The 18,310-nt window shown below is 59.6% G+C and carries 16 protein-coding genes; 3 read left to right on the top strand and 13 right to left on the bottom strand.

What is annotated here, in order from left to right; genetic code table 11:
* A partial coding sequence (locus EN786_RS34315) for a LuxR C-terminal-related transcriptional regulator (RefSeq protein ID WP_246688814.1) occupies nucleotides 1-364 on the bottom strand: 364 nt, incomplete at its 3' end.
* A 773-nt stretch (nucleotides 365-1,137) separates the two neighbouring features.
* Here EN786_RS34315 and EN786_RS39065 point away from each other — a divergent pair.
* Nucleotides 1,138-2,376: an alpha/beta hydrolase gene (locus EN786_RS39065; RefSeq protein WP_245478135.1), complete on the top strand. Its 1,239-nt coding sequence runs from the start codon at nucleotides 1,138-1,140 to the stop codon at nucleotides 2,374-2,376.
* A 35-nt stretch (nucleotides 2,377-2,411) separates the two neighbouring features.
* Entirely contained in the window at nucleotides 2,412-3,218 is an 807-nt protein-coding gene (locus EN786_RS39070; protein WP_246688815.1) for an alpha/beta hydrolase, read from the top strand.
* Nucleotides 3,219-3,546: 328 nt separating this feature from the next.
* Here EN786_RS39070 and EN786_RS34325 read toward each other — a convergent pair whose 3' ends face one another.
* The 12 genes from EN786_RS34325 to EN786_RS34380 form a co-directional block, all read right to left on the bottom strand.
* A complete protein-coding gene (locus EN786_RS34325) occupies nucleotides 3,547-4,494 on the bottom strand; it encodes a DUF72 domain-containing protein (protein WP_127282035.1) in 948 nt (315 codons plus the stop codon).
* A gap of 140 nt (nucleotides 4,495-4,634) precedes the next feature.
* Nucleotides 4,635-5,240, bottom strand: a complete 606-nt coding sequence (locus EN786_RS34330) for a cupin (RefSeq protein WP_127282036.1) — start codon at nucleotides 5,238-5,240, stop codon at nucleotides 4,635-4,637.
* Nucleotides 5,240-6,793: an FAD-dependent oxidoreductase gene (locus tag EN786_RS34335; RefSeq protein ID WP_127309125.1), complete on the bottom strand. Its 1,554-nt coding sequence runs from the start codon at nucleotides 6,791-6,793 to the stop codon at nucleotides 5,240-5,242. Before EN786_RS34335 ends, EN786_RS34330 begins: the two co-directional genes overlap by 1 nt.
* A gap of 23 nt (nucleotides 6,794-6,816) precedes the next feature.
* Nucleotides 6,817-7,323 carry a ferritin-like domain-containing protein gene (locus EN786_RS34340; RefSeq protein ID WP_127309128.1) on the bottom strand — a complete coding sequence of 169 codons (507 nt, stop codon included), beginning with the start codon at nucleotides 7,321-7,323 and terminating at the stop codon, nucleotides 6,817-6,819.
* Between the two features lie 517 nt (nucleotides 7,324-7,840).
* A complete protein-coding gene (locus EN786_RS34345; RefSeq protein ID WP_127309124.1) occupies nucleotides 7,841-9,151 on the bottom strand; it encodes a divalent metal cation transporter in 1,311 nt (436 codons plus the stop codon).
* Nucleotides 9,152-9,594: 443 nt separating this feature from the next.
* Nucleotides 9,595-9,900, bottom strand: coding sequence for a hypothetical protein (locus EN786_RS34350; protein ID WP_127309123.1), 306 nt, complete (start codon nucleotides 9,898-9,900; stop codon nucleotides 9,595-9,597).
* A gap of 219 nt (nucleotides 9,901-10,119) precedes the next feature.
* Nucleotides 10,120-10,974 (bottom strand): PRC-barrel domain-containing protein, encoded by an 855-nt coding sequence (locus EN786_RS34355; RefSeq protein ID WP_127309122.1) that lies wholly within the window; start codon nucleotides 10,972-10,974, stop codon nucleotides 10,120-10,122.
* Nucleotides 10,975-11,210: 236 nt separating this feature from the next.
* The gene (locus EN786_RS34360; protein ID WP_127309121.1) at nucleotides 11,211-12,917 is read right to left on the bottom strand and encodes a DNA polymerase/3'-5' exonuclease PolX; all 1,707 of its coding nucleotides are present in this window, start codon (nucleotides 12,915-12,917) and stop codon (nucleotides 11,211-11,213) included.
* 94 nt (nucleotides 12,918-13,011) lie between these two features.
* The gene (gene ligD, locus EN786_RS34365; protein WP_127309127.1) at nucleotides 13,012-14,925 is read right to left on the bottom strand and encodes a DNA ligase D; all 1,914 of its coding nucleotides are present in this window, start codon (nucleotides 14,923-14,925) and stop codon (nucleotides 13,012-13,014) included.
* Between the two features lie 277 nt (nucleotides 14,926-15,202).
* The gene (gene xth, locus EN786_RS34370; RefSeq protein ID WP_127309120.1) at nucleotides 15,203-15,973 is read right to left on the bottom strand and encodes an exodeoxyribonuclease III; all 771 of its coding nucleotides are present in this window, start codon (nucleotides 15,971-15,973) and stop codon (nucleotides 15,203-15,205) included.
* 123 nt (nucleotides 15,974-16,096) lie between these two features.
* Entirely contained in the window at nucleotides 16,097-16,699 is a 603-nt protein-coding gene (locus EN786_RS34375; protein ID WP_127284001.1) for a general stress protein, read from the bottom strand.
* Between the two features lie 25 nt (nucleotides 16,700-16,724).
* Nucleotides 16,725-17,474, bottom strand: coding sequence for a DUF4142 domain-containing protein (locus EN786_RS34380; RefSeq protein ID WP_127309119.1), 750 nt, complete (start codon nucleotides 17,472-17,474; stop codon nucleotides 16,725-16,727).
* Nucleotides 17,475-17,660: 186 nt separating this feature from the next.
* Here EN786_RS34380 and EN786_RS34385 point away from each other — a divergent pair, with 186 nt between their 5' ends.
* Nucleotides 17,661-18,299: a hypothetical protein gene (locus EN786_RS34385; RefSeq protein WP_189340248.1), complete on the top strand. Its 639-nt coding sequence runs from the start codon at nucleotides 17,661-17,663 to the stop codon at nucleotides 18,297-18,299.
* Nucleotides 18,300-18,310 lie beyond the last annotated feature (11 nt).

The following is an 18,310-nucleotide window of genomic DNA, read 5'->3' on the forward strand; positions in this document are numbered from 1 at the left end:
TCACGCCCAAGTCGGGGTAACGGGCGAGATCAACGATGATGTCCGCCGACAACCCTTCCGCGATACGCGTCCAGCGTTCTTCTCCACCGAGGTTGTCAAACGGGAGAACTGCGACGACAGGCGGCCCCCACCGGTCTGTCGAAGGGCGTTCGAATGGTGACTGGTCGAGTTCTTGGAGGCGGCGATCCGCAAGCAACGCAGCGAGGGCCACTTTGCTGCGAACGTCGAGTTTCCGATAGATCGCCGACAGATGGGTCCGAACCGTGGCCGGCGCTATGAAGAACATCTCGCCGATTTCACGATATGTCATCCCCTCAGCGAACTTTGCCGCTATCATCCGCTCCCGGTTCGTCAGAACGGTCAAGGGATTGTCTACGACTCTAAGCATTGACTTCAACCTCGAACCGCAAGCCAGATCTAGCGAGGGCAAAAAGTACTACAAATGTGGGGTCGAAAACACCGCATTTGTGTGGTTCCGTCTAGCGGCCAGCGGCCCTAGCGATGCCGAAGGAGGAGCGACGCTCGTTCCCCAGGGAACAGCGAGCACAATGGCAGCAGGCCAGTTCCGTTTTGGGCTTTTGAAAATCGGCGAGACAGAAAGGTTGAAGGTACCGAGGCTCAACATCTCCACTTCTCCGCCCTGGCGCCGTGATTGGACCGGTCTAGGTTACATGCTCAACCGGACCAAGACCTGGTCTGGCGGGAACAGACGCTTAGAATCATCCTCAAGCAAATGACCGCCGAATTGTCTGACGAATTGATCATGCCCAGTAACCTCTTAGCTAGTGCGAGACGGGCCCCGGCACTTACCAGGTCAGGGCTGCGGGCCGATCTCGCCCGATGAGCCTCTTTCTTTTCGAGATATCGAACAAGTTCGATGTCGTGGCGTGTCGTCGCGCTGTTCGCCGCATCGCGCCGGCGTTCGTCATACCAGATCGGCCAATCAGTGAGGCTTCCGTCTCGCACAGCATTCTCCCGCGGTCAAAGTCCAGTGCGAGCATCTAACCTGGGCGCCGTGATTAGGGCGTGGTAGCTGGCGTGATCAGATCGTGAAAAAGACAGTGCAAGACAGTTCGCGATTGAAAATAGAGGCGATTCCGGGAAGGATTGCGGCGAGCCAATGGCAGGGGGTGCCCGATGACCGGGCCTCATCTTCATCTGCTGGGCGGTTTTGATTTTGCCGGCCCCGCCGCAACGCCGACGGTATTCAGCCGCAAGGCGCGGGCAATCGTGGCCTACCTTGCGCTGCAAGCGGGGCATCCGCAGTCGCGAGAGAAGCTTGCTGCTCTGCTCTGGGGCGCGAACGGCGAGGCGCAGGGCCGCATTAGTCTGAGGCAAGCAGTTTCGGCAATCAGGAAAGCGATAGCAGCTTCAGGCGGCGGCCGGCTCGTGACGGAAGGCGCGAATATCGCACTTAACCTCGACGAATTCGATTTTGACGTCGCAAGGTTCGAGGTGCTGGCAGGGGGTACCGCGCCGGATGACCTTGAACGGGCGATTGAAATCTACCGGGGCGACCTGCTGGATGGCCTCAGCGTTCGGGAAGAGCCTTTCGAAGACTGGTTGCGGGTCGAGCGCGAGCGCCTGCGGATGAAGGCCGTTGAAGCGCTGGATAGGCTGGTCGAACATTACGCAACATCGGACGACTCTGCCTCATGCATCCGCGCGGCGGTGCGTCTGCTGTCGATGGAGCCGCTGCGAGAGGACGCTCATCGCGCCTTAATGCATAGCTATGCCGCGCGAGGGCGAATAAGCCTCGCGCTTAAGCAGTACGAACTTTGCCGAGATGCGTTGCAGCGCGACCTGGGGCTGACGCCAGAACCGGAAACGCGAACACTGTACGAGGAATTGCGGGTGCGGCGTGCCGGATCCCGTTCGCCGCAGGCAGTTCCAAACCTGGGGCAATCGCGAAAATCCGGGTCAGAAATAGCGATCGCGGGCGAGTCCGGGAGGCCGCCAACCCGATATGTCAAATCGGCTGGCGTCAATATCGCTTACCAGGTGACTGGCGACGGACCCGTTGATGTCGTCTACGTCCCCGGCTGGGTCTCCAATTTGGATCTGGCTTGGGGATCGCCGCGGCTCGCGCATGTGTTCAAGCGGATCGGCAGCTTCTCGCGCCTGATCCGCATTGACAAGCGCGGCACCGGTTTGTCCGACCGCAATGTCGGTCTGCCGACGTTGGAGGAGCGGATGGAGGATGTCCGAGCCGTGCTTGACGCGACGGGCTCCGAGCGCACTGTTCTGTTCGCCAGTTCTGAGGGCGGCCCGATGTGCATGCTTTTCGCCGCGACATATCCTGAGCGAACCGCCGCGCTGGTGTTGACTGGCGCTATCCTTGGGCGAGAGCCGTACAGCAGGTCGACGACGACATAGCCGCAGTCGAAAGCCAATGGGGCCAGGCCGCAGATATGCGGAACGCGGCGCCGAGCCTGACCAAAAATATTCTCGAGCGCGAGTGGTTTGCAGCCTATCTACGGAACTCGGCGTCTCCTGCGGATGCCATCGCCCTCTGGCGCTGGGGCACCGAGATCGACGTGCGCGCTATCCTACCGGCGATCCACGTTCCGACTCTTATCGTGCAAAGGACCGGCGATCGTTGGGTGAGACCAGAAGAAGGACGCTATCTTGCCGCGCATATCGAAGGCGCCAAGTATGTTGAACTTGCCGGAAAGGATCATGTCATTTGGGGCGAGGACCGCCTGGTCGACGAGATCAGGACTTTTGTCGCGGGCGCCCTGCCTTGGGCACCCGGCGAGCGGCTGCTGGTGTCGGCGTTGTCGCTCGCGGTCAAGGATATCGCATATGGTCACGATCCACTTGAGCGGAATGCGGAACTGATCCGCGAGGAATTGCTGCATGCTGCGGGTCAGGAGATAGGGCGCTCACCCGGCCTACTGCTTGCGGTATTCCAGCGGCCCACCCGGTCAATCCAATGTGCGTTCGCCATCGGCAAGCGCCTGAGGAAGCTAGGCGTCGAGGTTCGCGCAGCAGTCCATGTCGGCGAGTGCGAGGTGCGCGGAAAGGAATTCTCCGGCATAGCCATTGAGGTAGCGTCACGACTGCTCGATCATGCGCGACCAAGAGAGGTCGTTGTTTCCCGAACGGTGCGCGACTTGGTCGTCGGCTCCGGCCTGGTGTTCGATGAGCGTGGAGAGATGACGGCGAGCGGCTTGCCAGGTACGCTCTCGTTTCTATCCGTCGCCCAAAAGATCTGACAATTCGGCTATCTTGAACTGCACAATCACGACGCCGACCGCGGCCGAGAAAACCGGCGAGAAGGCTCGTTTGCGCCGGCTTGCCCATTGGTTGGTATTCGCGGAACGACCGCTTTCTCCCCGCAGCTGGCCCGGAGCGGCGTGCTGCAGCAGTGGAATTGGTGAAAGCATCGCTGGTGCTCGAAAGCTGAACCGACCGAGCGGACGCAGAGCAACAGCGGGAACCGAGCCAAGGTAGGAAAGCGCCCGAAACGATTGGACTTGCGCACCGCCTTATCTGGCATTTGCAGGAACTGCGCTTTGTTGGCGGGTTCATCGGACGCGGATCTCATACTATGATGACGGAGCCGCCACGGAAACATTCCACTTCGGACGGAGCTTGATCGAAGCCTGTTTGATCGAGCAGCCGGCGCATGGTCAAAGCGTTGCCGGGCGCAAAGCCTTCATAGTCGTTGTTGAAATAAACCCAGGCTCTCCGCGCGCCGCTGTTCTTGATCCTCTCGGCCCATTCGGCTAACTCGCCTTCGGAATAGTCGTGCCTGTACCAGCGCTCCGGACCGTGCATTCGGAGGTAAATATCGTTGGCTGTGCGAACCAGAACGTCCGGAAGCCGTGGACCGCTGCAGGAACAGAATATCGTGCCGCTCTCGCGGAAGGCGGAATAGACGGTCTCGTTCCACCAGCTGGCATGACGAAATTCCACAACGTTGCGTCGCGTGTGGTCGAGCTGGCTCAGAATGGCGCGGAGCCTCTCCTCGGTGAAGCGATAGCTTGGCGGAAGCTGGAAGAGAAAGCACCCCATCCGCTTGCCAAGGATATCGCCGATCAGTCCAAAATCTTTTACCAGGGTTTCGGTATCCCCGAATCTCTTGACGTGCGTGATCAGCTCACAGACTTTTATGGTGTAAACGAACGCCCGCGTTCCGGGCTGACGAAGCCAGGTTTTCACATTCGCGACGGTCGGCCAGGAATAGAAGGATGCGTTTATTTCGACGGTGTCGAACTGCTGCGCATAATGAGTGAACCATTCGGAGGTTGGCATCTCAGCCGGATAGAACTTTCCGCGCCATTTCCAGTAGAACCATCCGGAGCAGCCGACATAGGCGGAGTTCGCCAACTCGGTCGAATGGCGGCCGGGCCCTTTGCCCGCCAGGCGTGCGAGGTGCATTTTTTCCGCGCGCCCCACGTTCTCTGCGCGCTGCTTTTCGCGGCGTAGCCTGCGGCGCTTACGTCGCTCGTCAACGCCTATGTCTTTCCTGGGAACGTTGATGTCCATTGCATAATCTCTGTCCGTCTTAACGGCGATCAGAGCCAATCGCTCCTTAGGCGAAGTGCATTGGCGCGGTCCTTTGTCCGCCCGCCATCGAGGCAGCGCAACTCGGCGATCCAGAGGAAATGGGCGGAAGCGCTCAGCGCTTACCGAAATGCTTTCCATATGTCGAAAAGCGGACCGCTGCCACCGTAGACGGGATCCTGTCGTGGTTTAGCGACCTTGAAAATGGTTTTGACGGCGTCGGCATGGTCCTCGCTCCTAGAACATTCATCGTATGTGCCGTTGGGCGGGTAGGCGCCGACCACGAGAAAGTCTTCGCTCGCCGCGAGGCACTGGTGACCAGTGCCTGCTGGCAAAATAGCGACGTCTGCCGCCTTGATGGTGAGCGTGCGGCCGCGCTTGCCTCCGAACTGCACCTTTGCCGATCCGCGAGCGACGCCAAGAACCTCATGTATGCGGGAATGGTAATGGGCATAATCGTAGATGCCGTTTCGCCAGGACCCCTTCCAGTTGTTGCGCTCGAAGAGCTCCTCGAAGATTGCGGCCGGATCGAATTCGGCAGGCAGTTTCACGACGCCGCGATAGACGACCAACGGCCAGTGGGGATGATTGGGGATGATGCCGTCGTCCTCGAAGCGGAATGCATTGGCCTTGCGCTGGCGCACCAGCCGACCGAGCTCGTCGCTTGAGGGTCGTTGCCAGCCGGTGATCTTCTCGACGAATATCTTGCCGCGCTCGAGTATGGGCATCATGTTCCTCCCGCCGGTGCGTCCACGGGGTTGAGACGACCAACGGCCGGCCCGTTGAGCACGGTGCCGTCGGGAGCAAAGTGGGAGCCATGACAGCAGCAGTCCCAGCACTGCTCGGTGGAATTCCAGGCCACTTCGCATCCAGAATGCGTGCAGACGGCGGAATTCAGATGGAGCTTTCCAGCCATATCGCGGCAGGCTGCGATCTTGCGCAGTCCGTCCCGCAGGACCCCGCCTTGGCCAGGCGCAAGCTCGGCCAGTGACTTCAAGTCACCCGGAAGCAAATAGCCGGCGAGATTTTTGACCGCGGACAGGTTTTCACGAACATAATTGATCACGCCGGAGGGCGTGTTGCGCGACGGGTCGTAGACCGCGGCCCACGGGTTCTCCTCGCCCGAAATCATATCCTTCACCAGCAAGCCGGACAGCGCGCCATGCGTTATTCCTTGGCCGGAATCGCCGGTGACGACATAGACCGACTTGCTGCCGGGATTGAGGCCGATGAAGGCGCAATAGTCGATGGTGTCCAGAACCTGCCCCGACCAGCGCGTGACCTCTTTGCCCAAGCTTGGCACGAGCGCTCTTATCCAGGCCTCTATTGCCTCGAAACGAATGTCGCCGTCGTCGGATTCGCCGGATTTGTGGTCGGCTCCGCCTGCGATCAGATAGTCAACCGAGCCGGGACCGGGATTCATTCGGACGTAGTGGTAAGGATCGCCCGTGTCCCAGAACAACGCATCGGGGAGCGCACCCTTCGGCAATGTGAAAGCAATCGCGTAGGTCCGGTAGGGCGACGTCTTGGTGTGCAGCTGAAAACGATCGTTGATCGGCGAGTTCGTGGCGACGACGGCCGATCCCGCTTCAATCACGCCGCCGTTCTCCGTGGAGACGCGCACGCCGTCCTCAGGCAGTTCCTCGACGGAGGTCGCGGCGCTGTCGGCGAAAATGAGGGAGCCGCTTTCGCGGATCGATCCAGCAAGCCCACGCAGATATCGCAACGGATGGAAAGTCGCCTGGTTGGGGTAGCACAGGACCGGCGCCTCCTCGAAACCCTTGAGCGGCAAGCCAGTTACCAGTTCGACAGCGGCCCCGACCTTTCGTGCCGCATCGAATTCTTGCTGGCGTTGATCGCGGGCGTCCTTGGGGTCGACACCCATCGCCGGAAACAGAAACGCGTCCAACCTGCGAAAATTGCAGTCGATCCTTAACTCGGAGACGTTTTCCTCGATGCGGGCGACGGCGGCCTCCTGACTTTGCTGGAACAGCCTTGCAACGTCTTCACCCCGCAGGTTGATCAACGCGCTGAGGCCATCGTCACAGATCGGCGCCAGATGCGCCGTGGTTCGCGACGTCATACCGCCGGCGATCGTTCCGCGATCGATGACGATGACCTTCTGGCCGATGTTGGCCAGTTCGTGAGCGATCGACAGTCCGGCGATGCCCGCTCCTATGATGACTGTGTCACAGCTCTTGTTGCCCAAGAATTTCGGCGCATCGGGATAGACGTCGACCTTCATCCAAAGGGATCGGGTGAGTTCAGCGCGCGCGTTCATGCAAGCGTCCCCGAGCGCATCGATCAAGTCGACGCCTTCTCGTTGACTTTCCGTTCGGCGATGGTGGTGAGTTTCTTGTCGGCCGCCTTTTCTTCGTTGAGGGTCGCAGTGAGAAGTCGGGCGACGGCTTCGTTGCCGCTCTGCTCCGCCCACGCAATCAGAGTTCCGTAGCGGGTAATCTCATAATGCTCGACGGCCTGTGCGGCGGCAATCAGGGCGGCGTCGAGCACTTTCTTCTCGGCAACCTCGCCTGCGATCCCGTTAGCTTCCTTGATGATGCCATCGATCGCCGGACAGGTCGTCCCCTTCGGGTTTTCACCGATAAGCTCGAAGGCTTGCTCCAGCCGTTGGACGTGCTTTTGCGTCTCGGCGAGGTGGGCTTTGAAAGCCGCCGTCAAATCCCGGTTGGTGGCCTTTTCAACCATATCGGGGAGCGCCTTCAGGATCTGTTTTTCGGCATAGTAGATGTCCTGCAAAACGTGCAGGAACAGATCGTCCATCGTCTTGATGTCCTTCGTAAACAGGCCCATAGCGCGCTCCCAATCTCCATTGCCGAAAGATCTTTGGAGAACGCGTGGCGTCACCGCCAGTTCCGGTCGCCAGCCGCAGGCCAGCCGTGCAGTTATGAATTTCGCCTCGGGACTCTGGCGTGGCGAAGTCGCCGGAACGAATGCCGTCTTCTGCCGTTGCGGCTTGTCGGCCAAGGTCAAACGCGGCCTTGTCCCTTCCATCCTAGCGGCGACCAGTATTTGAGCTGATCGCACCTATTGGAATTCGCTACTGAATGAAGCGAGATACCTCAAGGCGCGCCACCACGTGTTGGCCGTCGGCGGGCTGGCGATCTAATGCCCCTCATTACCAAACGCGAATGAATGTGGCAGCGCCAAACGTTAGAACTACGCTTGGGAGGGCCGCTTGAACTGATGATTGTCTTGGCCTGCTTGAGCGTCGGGCCATATTTTTTTCTGGCCCAGACCTCAGCGTCATAGCTGACAGGCCGTTTCTCTGTCGGCTTGCTCATCCATCGCTCCCGGAATTCGAAAGCGGTCACAGTAGCCACTGAGCCGCCAAACCAACGACGCATAGCGTCATGGCTACGGTCGAGAGCCACCCCAGGGAACGGAGCCACCCTCGTATGGGGAAGTCTCCCATTATGTCGGCCCGGCCAGCCATAAGCATCATTACGACCATCACCGGCACCGCGCAGATGCCGTTGATTACGGCACTCCAATAAAGCGCCTTGATCGGGTCGATTGGCGTGAACATGATGCCGGTGCCAAGAGCCGCGGCCATGGTAAGCGTCCCATAGAAGGCCACTGCCTCCTTCGGTTCACGGGCCAGGCCAACCTTCCAGTGTAGTGCCTCGCCGACTGCGAAGGCGGCCGATCCCGCGAGCACCGGAACGGCCAGTAACCCGGTACCGATGATTCCGGCCGCAAAGATGATGAAGGCGAATTTGCCGGCCACCGGTTCCAATGCCTTCGCCGCGTCCGTGGAAGAGGAGATATCGGTTACCCCTGCCTTGTTGAGCGTCGCAGCAGTGGTTAAGATGATGGCGATGGCAATAAGGTTGGACAGGGCCATCCCAACCAGTGTGTCAGCGCGAATCCGCCCGAACGCTTTTCGAGCCTGCCACGGTGCCCATTTCAGGGGCTTGGCGGAAGGATCGAGCTTTTCCTCCTCGACCTCTTGCGAAGCCTGCCAGAAAAACAGGTAGGGTGAAATTGTTGTGCCCAAGATGGCAAGCAGCGTGGTGAAGAACGTGCCGTTCCATGCGATGTGCGGAATCAACACCCCCTTTGCCGCTTCGCCCCATGGAACGTTTGCAGCGAACATCGCCACGACATAGGCGAACAGGCTAAGCGTGGTCCATTTAAGGATTTTCACGTAGCGGCTGTATTTGAGGAACACGATTGCCGCCACGCTGACCAGCGCAAACCCCAGGACATAGACCGAGCTAGGCCCTCCGATCAGAAGGTTGAGCGCATCAGCCATCGCGCTTAAGTCGGCACCAATGTTGATCACATTGGCGGAAAATAGCAGGACGACCACAAGATAAAGCAGGGGGGCAGGGTAATAGCGAGAAAGGTTGCCCGAGATGCCTTTGCCCGTGGTGCGACCTATCCGAGCCGCAATCTCCTGGATCGCCGCCATAAGAGGAAAGGTAAAGAGCATGGTCCAGCCGATGTTGAACCCGAGTTGGGCTCCGGCCTGGCTGTACGTGCCTATCCCTGAGGGGTCGTCATCGGAGGCGCCGGTGATGAAGCCGGGGCCAATAATGCGGAGGAAACGTTGAAATGGCCCTTTGGCAACCGTGTTGCTTTGCTCTCGCTCAATTTCCGAGCTGACATCGGTCATTGCTTGGGCCGTGCAATGCAAAGAGCGGCAGCTACGGCACTTGTTGCAGCCAGCACCGGCCCGATCCCTGTCGGTTCGAAAGTTGGTCCAAAAATCTCAAGCCGCACGCTTATGAATGTCGAGCTGTGAGTCACGTGCCACCATCGCTTTGGAAGTTATGGAGCCTTCGGTTCAACGATGAGGAGACACGGCGGTTCCAAATGGAGTGGGTCTTGACGACAACCGTAGTGTGGCGGTTACGCTCCCATGGTCGTAGGAGAACGACCGTGTCGTGGCGGTGGTGGAGGCGCCGGCCGTCATTGATACATGGCAGTGCGATCTGGATGATGGCGATCATGCGCCTTGACGATGACATTGTGCGTCGGCGCCAGGTGCGACCAGGCCTCTCGCCTAGCAACCTGAATGCCCCAGTCTTGTTCCGGAGCGGCCAGCGAGCCTGAGCTTCAAAGGAGTGTTATCGTCCAGTAGCGGACCACAATATTTTCCTGCCGAAAGAGGTGCTCCAGGTCGCCCTGTCGGCGCCGCCAATCTGAAACATCCATGCTTGGCGTCATCACCTCGAAGATGACGATATCGTCGCTGTCTGTTTTTCCGCGGTCCTTCCAAAGACCCTCCGCAGGCGCCTGGAGATAGGCCGTCACGCCATCGAAGCAAGCCGCCAGTTCCTCTTTCAGACGGTCGAAATCTCTTCTGGGGTACGGTTGGCCCTGGTTGTCTGAGCGAGGCAACAGGATTTGGATAAGATACATCTTAGTCACCGCTATGCTGCGGATAGGGGAAGACTGATCTGCGAGGTCAGGCCAGCCCCTCTGACCGCGTCTCTTTCCACACGCCAGGGACATCAGACAGGACGAGGTCGCTGATATCTGCAGAGCTTATGACGAACCTCGTCGGCTAATTTCAAGGCCCGCTTCTGTCACCGGATGACCAAAGCGCCCGCCGTGGACGACGAGCGCTTCGGTAGTTCTTTACTTGCTGATGATTATCCGTTGCTTATCGCGGTTTTGGGCGTAAGTGGCCTTGTCGTAGGCAGTTTGCGCCTCCAGCTGGTCCTTGGTGAAGTTCGTATAGAGGTAGCGATTGCCGTTCTTGTCGGTCAAGAACTTGAGGTTCTCCATGCCGACGGCGACCTTCTTTTCGCCAATGCCCAGGAAGCCGCCTACATCAACAATTATCGAGTCGACCTTCTTGTCGCCTGTCAGGATCACGTCGCCGATCTCGCCGACCTTCGCATCATCCGCGCCATAGACGTTGGTTCCGATCAGATTTGCCGCGCTGATTTTGTCTGACGGCATTTCGGTCAAGCTCGACTTGTCGATCGAGGCCGTGGCAGTCGTATCGGTTTTGGCAGTTGTCGCTTGAGTGTCCGCCGTGCTTTTGGTCGGCTGGGTCGTCGAGGCTGCCGCAGGATCGTAGGCCGTCGTATCGAAATTGGGCTGAGCATTAAGCTCATCCTTGGTCGTCTTTGCTACCAGCCAGCGATCGCCGTTCTTGTTGATCCATTCAAGCTTGTTGAAATCGTAGGCGACATTCTTTTCGCCCACGCCGAGGAAACCCCCGACGCCAATGACGACGAGTTTGGCGTTCCCGTTCTTGTCGAGGACGATGTCATTAACATCGCCGATCTTCGTCGCGTCATCTGCGGTGCTGTCGTAGACCGCGGCTCCCATGATCTTGGAAACGAGCCTGCCATCCGTGACCGGAGCAACGACCTCCGTCTGGGCAGCGGGTTTGGCGGTATTTGCGGCGTAAGCACCGGCGGTGCACAGCACCGTCGACATGAGAGCAGCCGTGGCCACCGTAGCCAGTATCTTGCGGACCATGTGAAATTCCTCCTGTTGCCTTGGTTGATTGACCGTCGGATCTGCCAACGTCATTTCTACCAACGAAAACAAAGGCCCTACGTTCCGGGAGTGGGTCCATGATCCTACCGGCATAGACTGAAGCCTCACGCAGAACCTGATGCTACATCGGGCGTGAGGGGCGCGGATATGTTTCCGGCAAGGAGCCCGGCCGCGGATCGCGTTCCAGGCAGCGCATCGTGCTAGACCGCCGCTCGTTACGCGGCTCTAGGGCTCTTCGCAGGCGAGTGACGGTTGCCGCCGTTGCGGGCGGACTTGCGCTTTGAAAGATGCGCAAGCACAGCCGTCAAACCCATGGCGTTCAGAACCCGATCTCTGGGGATACCTCCCTTGCGGGCCATTTCGACCCCCCAATGCACGTGGTCGAGTTCGCGGATTGAATGGGCGTCCGGATTGATGCTGAAGATGCAGCCGTAGTCGAGGGCTTTCTGATGCCAGCGCCAGTCGAGATCGAGCCGCCAGGGATGCGCGTTGATTTCGACAGCGACACCATATTTCGCGCACGCTCTGAGGACCTTGTCGACGTCGAGCTCGTAGCCGGGACGACGCAACAATTGGCGACCGGTCATGTGCCCGATAATTGTCGTCAGGGGGTTCGCGATTGCCTCAATGATACGGTCCGTCTGCTCCTTCTTCGGCAACTTGAAGCCGCTGTGCACGCTCGCGACAACGAAATCGAACTGCTTCAAGACGTGGTCCGGATAATCCAATGAGCCGTCGGCGAGGATGTCTGCCTCAATGCCCTTCAGGACACGGAATTTTCCGCCATACCTCTTGTTCAGCCGATCTGCTTCACGGTGCTGCTCGGCAATCTCCTGCAGTGTGAGGCCGCCCGCGTAGTGGGCAGACTGCGAATGGTCGGCGACACCAAAGTAGTCGAACCCGCGCGTGCGCGTCGCTTCAGCCATTGCCTCTAGCGTTTCGGTGCCATCGGATGCGGTCGTGTGAGAATGCAGGATACCATGCAGATCTTCATCCCGGACGAGGGTAGGGAGTTGCCGCCGCGCTGCCCGCTCAATCTCATCCCTGCCTTCGCGCAGTTCAGGTTCGATGAACTGCAGGTCCAACGCTCCGTAGATTTCCTCCTCTGTCGCTGATGCGATCAGCTTTCTCCCGCGGTAGAGCCCATCCGCCTTGAGGGCGAACCCTCTTTCGGCCGCGTACATCTTCAACTGCGCAAGATGGGCCGCCGAACCCGTAGTTTCGAGGAGGCTCGCGCCAAAGTGCTTCTTGTCCGTGACGACAAGCCTGAGCGTGGACTGCTCGATTGCGGTCCGCTTCTTGCCCAGCGCGACCAGCGCGAGGTCAGCAACAAGTTCGCAACCGCGCCGGAAATCACCGGCGATTTCCACACGCGATAATTCGGGATGCTCTTGCTTCACTGATAGGATTGCATGCTCAAGGAGTGCGGCGACCTTGTGCAGGTGAAGCTGTGTTTCGCCGCTTCGAGCGATAGCCAGGTTTTGCAGGATTTTTGTCTGAAGTGAAGCACCAAGGCCTTTGACAGGCCGGATGCGATCTGCCTTTGCCGCGGCTTCGAGCTCGGCCAACGAGTTCACACCGAGCGCCTGATGGAGCTTCAGGATCTTGTCAGGCCGCAGGCCAGGTATTGTAAAAAGCTCCATCACACCGGCCGGCACCTCCTCGCGCAGCGTCTCAAGGCGTGGATGCGTACCCGTTTCATGGAGCTTTCGCACAATGTCCGCGATCGCGTCCCCGATTCCCGGGATTCTGGTGAGGGCGCCCGCGGCGATGATCCGATCAAGCGGCTGCGACAACGCAGCCAGACTATCGGCCGCGCGCAAGTAAGCCTTGGTGCGATAGGGATTGTCTCCGCGCAGCGACGTGCGATGTGCGTATTCCCTAAGCAGACTGGCGACTGTCCGCGGATCGGTTTTGGCCATGGTCAAGGCAAACGGGGCCAATCTCCGCAGGTTCCAATCGGGGCAAGGCAGCGAAGCCCCCAATCCAGCCTCGCTTGCCTTTCGCGGAGTGGGGCTACAGATCCGGCAATGATTGGTCGGCTCGACCCCATCCCGCCAGAGATTTGCTAACTGCGCGTTTCTTCAATTCAGGAGCATCGCCGACGTGGAAATGCGAGGGCGCATCAATCGTCTTCATCTCCGCCCAGGCGATCGGCGCCGCGACCGGAGCGCCAGGTCGGGACCTCGCGCTATAAGGCATGATTGCGGTCGCCCCACGCTGGTTGCGCAAATAGTCGACAAAGATGCGACCCTTGCGGCGGGCCTTCGACAACGCGGCCGTGAAGTGAGAGGGATCGCTTTGAGCGACCGCTTGAGCGAGGCGATGCGCAAAGTCTTTCAGATGCGGCCACTCGGCCTGTGGGGTGAGCGGCGCGATCACATGCACTCCTTTGCCTCCCGTCAGCATCGGGAACGTCGTAAGTCCCAGCGATTTCAAAATATCACGAAACTGGAAAGCGGCGGCGCGGACGGCTTCGAAATCGAGACCCTCATCCGGGTCGAGATCGAAGACGAGGCGGTCTGCCTTTTCGACATCCTCTATCCGAGCGCCCCACCCATGCAGCTCGATCGTTCCCATCTGGACGCAGGTCATCAGCCCATCGGCGTCGTCGACATAAAGGTATGGCTCCTCGTGACCGTCCTTTTCCATGATGCCGACATGGTGGACTTTGTCGCCAAAGCTCCCGGCATCATGCTTCTGGAAAAAGCACTTCTTGGCCCGGCCCTGGGGACACCGAACAAGGCTGATCGGCCGACTGCCGACCCAAGGCAACATGATCTCCGCGACGGCCGCATAGTGGTCGGCAAGCTGGCCTTTGGTGATATTGGACTCCGGATAGATCACGCGGTCACGGTTGCTGATAGCGATGGTGTTCGCCGGCGCCGCGGTCAGCTTGGCTGTGCGACGTTCCGTCTCCAGCACGACCGCGGCCGCCTTCTTGTCTTCGCGCAGACCAAGGTAGCTCGGATGTCTCAACGTTCCTTCGTTGGTCATCTCTGTGAAGGCAATCTCCGCCACCAACTTGGGTCGAAGCCAGTGTGCTCCGCGAACTTCGGCTCGCGGCGCCTCGACGGTCGCGGCCTTCTGCTCGAGTGGTGCCATGATCTTCATGAGGCCGAAAAGCTCAGCTGTGTCGAAGCCAGTGCCGACTTTCCCCGCATAACGCAGCTTGCCGCCGTCATGCACTCCAAGGATCAATGACCGGAACGCGCGGACCTTGTCGGACGGCGTCCAGCCGACAATCACAAACTCCTGCCGCTTGATGCACTTGATCTTGAGCCAGTTTCCACCTCGGGCCGCCACATAAGGAGAATCGGAGAGCTTTGAAACCACCCCCTCGAGACCAGCTGCGCAAAAGCGCTCGAGCAACTCTTCTCCGCGACCCAGGATATGATCGGAATAACGAAGCACCGGGTTCTTCGCGGGCAAAATGGCCTGGAGCTTTTCCTTGCGATCAAGGAGAGGACGCCTGGTGAGATCTTCGCCGTCAAGTTGAAGGAGGTCGAAGGCATAAAAGTCGATGGTCGACGGCGCACCCTTCAATGCGTTTTGAAGGGCCTGGAAGTTTGATCGTCCGTTTGCATCGACAACGACGGCCTCGCCATCAATCAGGGCGGACCCGACCTTGAGCTTGCTGGCTTCCGAAAGAATGGAAGGAAAACGGTGAGACCAGTCCAGGCCAGATCGCGTGTAGGCACGCGCTTGCCCGCTGCCGACGGCGACTAGAATGCGATAGCCGTCATATTTCATTTCGTGGAGCCAGCGGTCGCCGGCAGGGACGACGTCTACGAGCGTTGCGAGCTGGACAGGCCGAAAAGTGGGCAGTTCTGTATTGGCTGGGTCACGCGTAGGCGACTTCGCTTGACGAGCGGTTGACCCCTGAATTGCTTTACGCGACGTTGGCTTGACCACACTCACCCGCCCCATCCCACGACGAAATGGTTTAATCGCGTCCAACGCACGACTGCTTCTTTAGTTTCGCTGCGAGTGGAGCTTGTCTCCGTCATTGCCGAGTCGCTTGCAGCGCCTCGGCCCGCTCTCAGCTGGATCCGTACTGGCTGCTTCCCTCCACCATCTTCCCACATGGCCATATTGGATCGTAACGAACTTTGGCATTTGCGAGATCTCCTTTTAGGGGTTTCGACGTGAAGCGTGGGCGACGGCCGCAAGCAGTCTTTCTGCAAGTGCGATCGCGCGATCGGTCTTAACCGACGTCGATCCAGGCGGGTGCGTGATCGCTCGGCTTTTCCCATCCACGGGTCTCGACATCGACACCCGCAGCCAGAATGCTCTTCGCAAGGGACGGGCTTACGAGCAGATGGTCCATCCGCAGGCCTGAGCTTCTGTCGTAGCCACCGCGATAGGAAAAGTTCCAGTAGGTGTATATGCCCTTGTCTGGATGGATACGACGCATCGCATCCACCCAACCCAAGGTTAGCATGTGGGCATAGGCTTTCCTGCTTTCGGGGAAGAAGACGGCATCGCCCAGCCAGCGCGCCGGAACAACGGCGTCTATTTCGGTGGGCACGACGTTGTAATCACCACAAAGCACCGTCCGCTCGCCCAACAGCGACTGGCTGTAGGTGACGAGACGCTCGAACCAACGGAGCTTGTAATCGAACTTTGGCCCTGGCGCGGGATTGCCATTGGGCAGATAGATGCAGCCGACGACGAGATCGTCGATTTCCGCCTCGAGGTAGCGGCTATGCGTATCATCGGGATCGCCCGGCAAGCCGCGGCGGCGCTCGATCGGATCCCTCCCACGGGCCAGGATTGCCACGCCGTTATAGGATTTCTGGCCGTGCCAGATTGCGCTAAAGCCGAGGTCCCGAATCGCCTCGATCGGAAATTTCACGTCCGATGTTTTCAGTTCCTGAAGGCAGACCACGTCATAGTCAGTCTCGCCAAGCCACTTCAGCAGCACCGGCAAGCGCCCATTGACACCATTGACGTTGAAGGTCGCGATCCGGGTCATCCCCGCTATTCCTGCGTGAGGTTGCCTTAGATGTTCCTGATGAGCAGACAATCAAAAAATTTCGGATGCCTCGTGCGCCCGGCAAGAAAAGGCCCCGTCGTGTATTCGACGGGGCCTCATTTTTTAGAGTGGTGTGGTCCGGCGAACGCGATCGCGTTCGGCCTCGATGTCATCATAGGGCTCTGCGGTCGCGTCGAAACCCGTCCACCCGCTGGCCTCGTAAGCGCTTCGCCGCTCGTCCAGGTTGGCGGCACGCTCGCCTCGCAGGATGCGTTCAGCCTCGCCGGTGAGCCGATCGTCGACTTTGGCCGTCACGAGACTGCCGCCGCGGCGAACGCCCTCGGCATAGACATGAGCATCGCGTTGAGGAACGCCGGACTCCGTCAGCGCGCCCACAATTCCGCCGGCGGCTCCGCCGACCACCGCGCCGCCCGCCGCGCCAACTGCCGTAGCAGCTAGCCAGCCGGCCGCCACCACAGGCCCAACACCGGGTATGGCCATGATTCCGAGCCCGGTAAGGAGGCCCCCCGCGCCGCCCACGAGCGCTCCCAGGCCTGCGCCGGCGGCGGCATCGTCGCCGGCTTCCGAGGTCTCATCCCGATACCAATTGTCGGAATTGTTCGCCACGATGCTGATGTCGTCTCTCGGCACGCCAATCGCTTCCAGCTCGCTTACTGCGTCGGACGCGTCCTGATAGTCATCGAAAAGTCCGGTGACAGTCGTCATGTTTCACTCCATCGTCTGAGTTCGGTTATTGAGCGCCGGCAACCACGTTGCCTTTGAAATCGAGCGCTACGGCTACCTGCTTTCCGTCTTTCTCGGCGGTGCCGCGCCAGATGCCCTGGTCGTCCTTCGTCAATGTGCTGACATTGGCGAAGCCGGCATCCTGGATCCGTGATTTCGCCTGGGCTTCCGTAAAGCTGTTCGCTCCAGCCACCGGAGCGGATGCGTTCTGGTCTGTGTCTGTCGCCGCGGGTGCGGTGCTGGTCGTTGCCGTATTGTCGGTTTTGCCGGAGGCAATCTTTTCGATCATCTCCTGATGCATCTTGAGTGTCGGCAACGTCTGCTGTGCGAAAGCCTTGAGATCCGCGTTGTCGCCGTCGGCCGCATAGTCCTGGAACAGCTTGACCGCGTCGGCGTGCGCGTCTTGCTGCATCTTCACGTAAGTCTGGTCGGGTGACCCGTTCGCGGATTTCAACGCCTCGAGGTCACTCTTGTGATTGGCGTCCGTCTCCGCCGGAACCTGCAATTTCTGCTCCCCGGCGATCGACTGCAGTTTGGCATTGGCGGCGCCGTGATCGGTAATCATTTTCAGGGCAAAGTCGTTGATGGGCTGATCTTTCGCCTTGCCCTGGACGATCTTGCTGGACTCGACTTCGAAGATCCCACCTTGCGCGGCCTTGTTGACGAAATCCTGCGCCTTTTCGGCACTGAGCGCCGGATGGGCGAAACCCAGTCCGACGGCCGTGCAGAGCGCAGCCGATAGCAAATGAAATTTCATGGATTTCCTCCAACGCACAGAATTGTGCCTGGAAGACAACAGAGGGGCGCAGCGTTTGTTCCAACATCAATTCTATTTCGGTGCTACCCCCGCACTGAAAAATTGGCGTCCCGAGCTTCGCGTCTGCACATGAAAGCGCACCGGCGTCGGGTAGTGTCTGCAACCCGGACGCCCTATCTTTCCGGCATGCCCGTGCGCCGAAAAATCGACCCGACCGCAAAATTGATCGCCGAGTGGCCGCTGTCGTCGGCCGCGACGCTGGGATCGTCCATGCGGGCGAGCGGCATCTTCCTTGAGATCCGCGCGCGTCTGCCGCCTGCGTTCAGGAACTTGCTCCACATCGAATCCCGGGTGCTGACCTTGCGACTGCCGGAGGGCTGCGACGCAGATGTCGACGCGGCAACGGCGATCGTGTCCAAAGCCATGCAGGCTATCGAAGATCTGCCCGTGATTCCCCGTGAAGTTGAGGACATCCTGACGATCTCCTCTGGCGAGCGGAACCGCTGGCTGAAGGCCGGCCGCTTGCAGAGCGCGGGGACCAGAACGGTCAAGCTTCGCGGCCGCGCCAGGAAGATCACATTCCACGTGTTCGACCCGCGCCACATCGAAGATGTGCTTGACCGTGACCTGGTCACTGTCTGGCGTGACGAAGATGCAGCGGCAGCCGCGGAGAACCGGCGACGGGCCGCCGCCAAGGCGGCAATCAAGCGTGCGCAGAAGAGGGGGCGTGAGGCTCCCCATTCAGCCGGCAGTGGGCGAGACGAAAGCTCGAAGGCCAAACTGCGCGGTTGGAAAGACTTTGAGAGCGATGGGCTGCTGCGCTGAGATGCGGCTCG

This window comes from Mesorhizobium sp. M4B.F.Ca.ET.143.01.1.1 (assembly GCF_004792275.1).
In the GTDB taxonomy this organism is placed as follows: domain Bacteria; phylum Pseudomonadota; class Alphaproteobacteria; order Rhizobiales; family Rhizobiaceae; genus Mesorhizobium; species Mesorhizobium abyssinicae.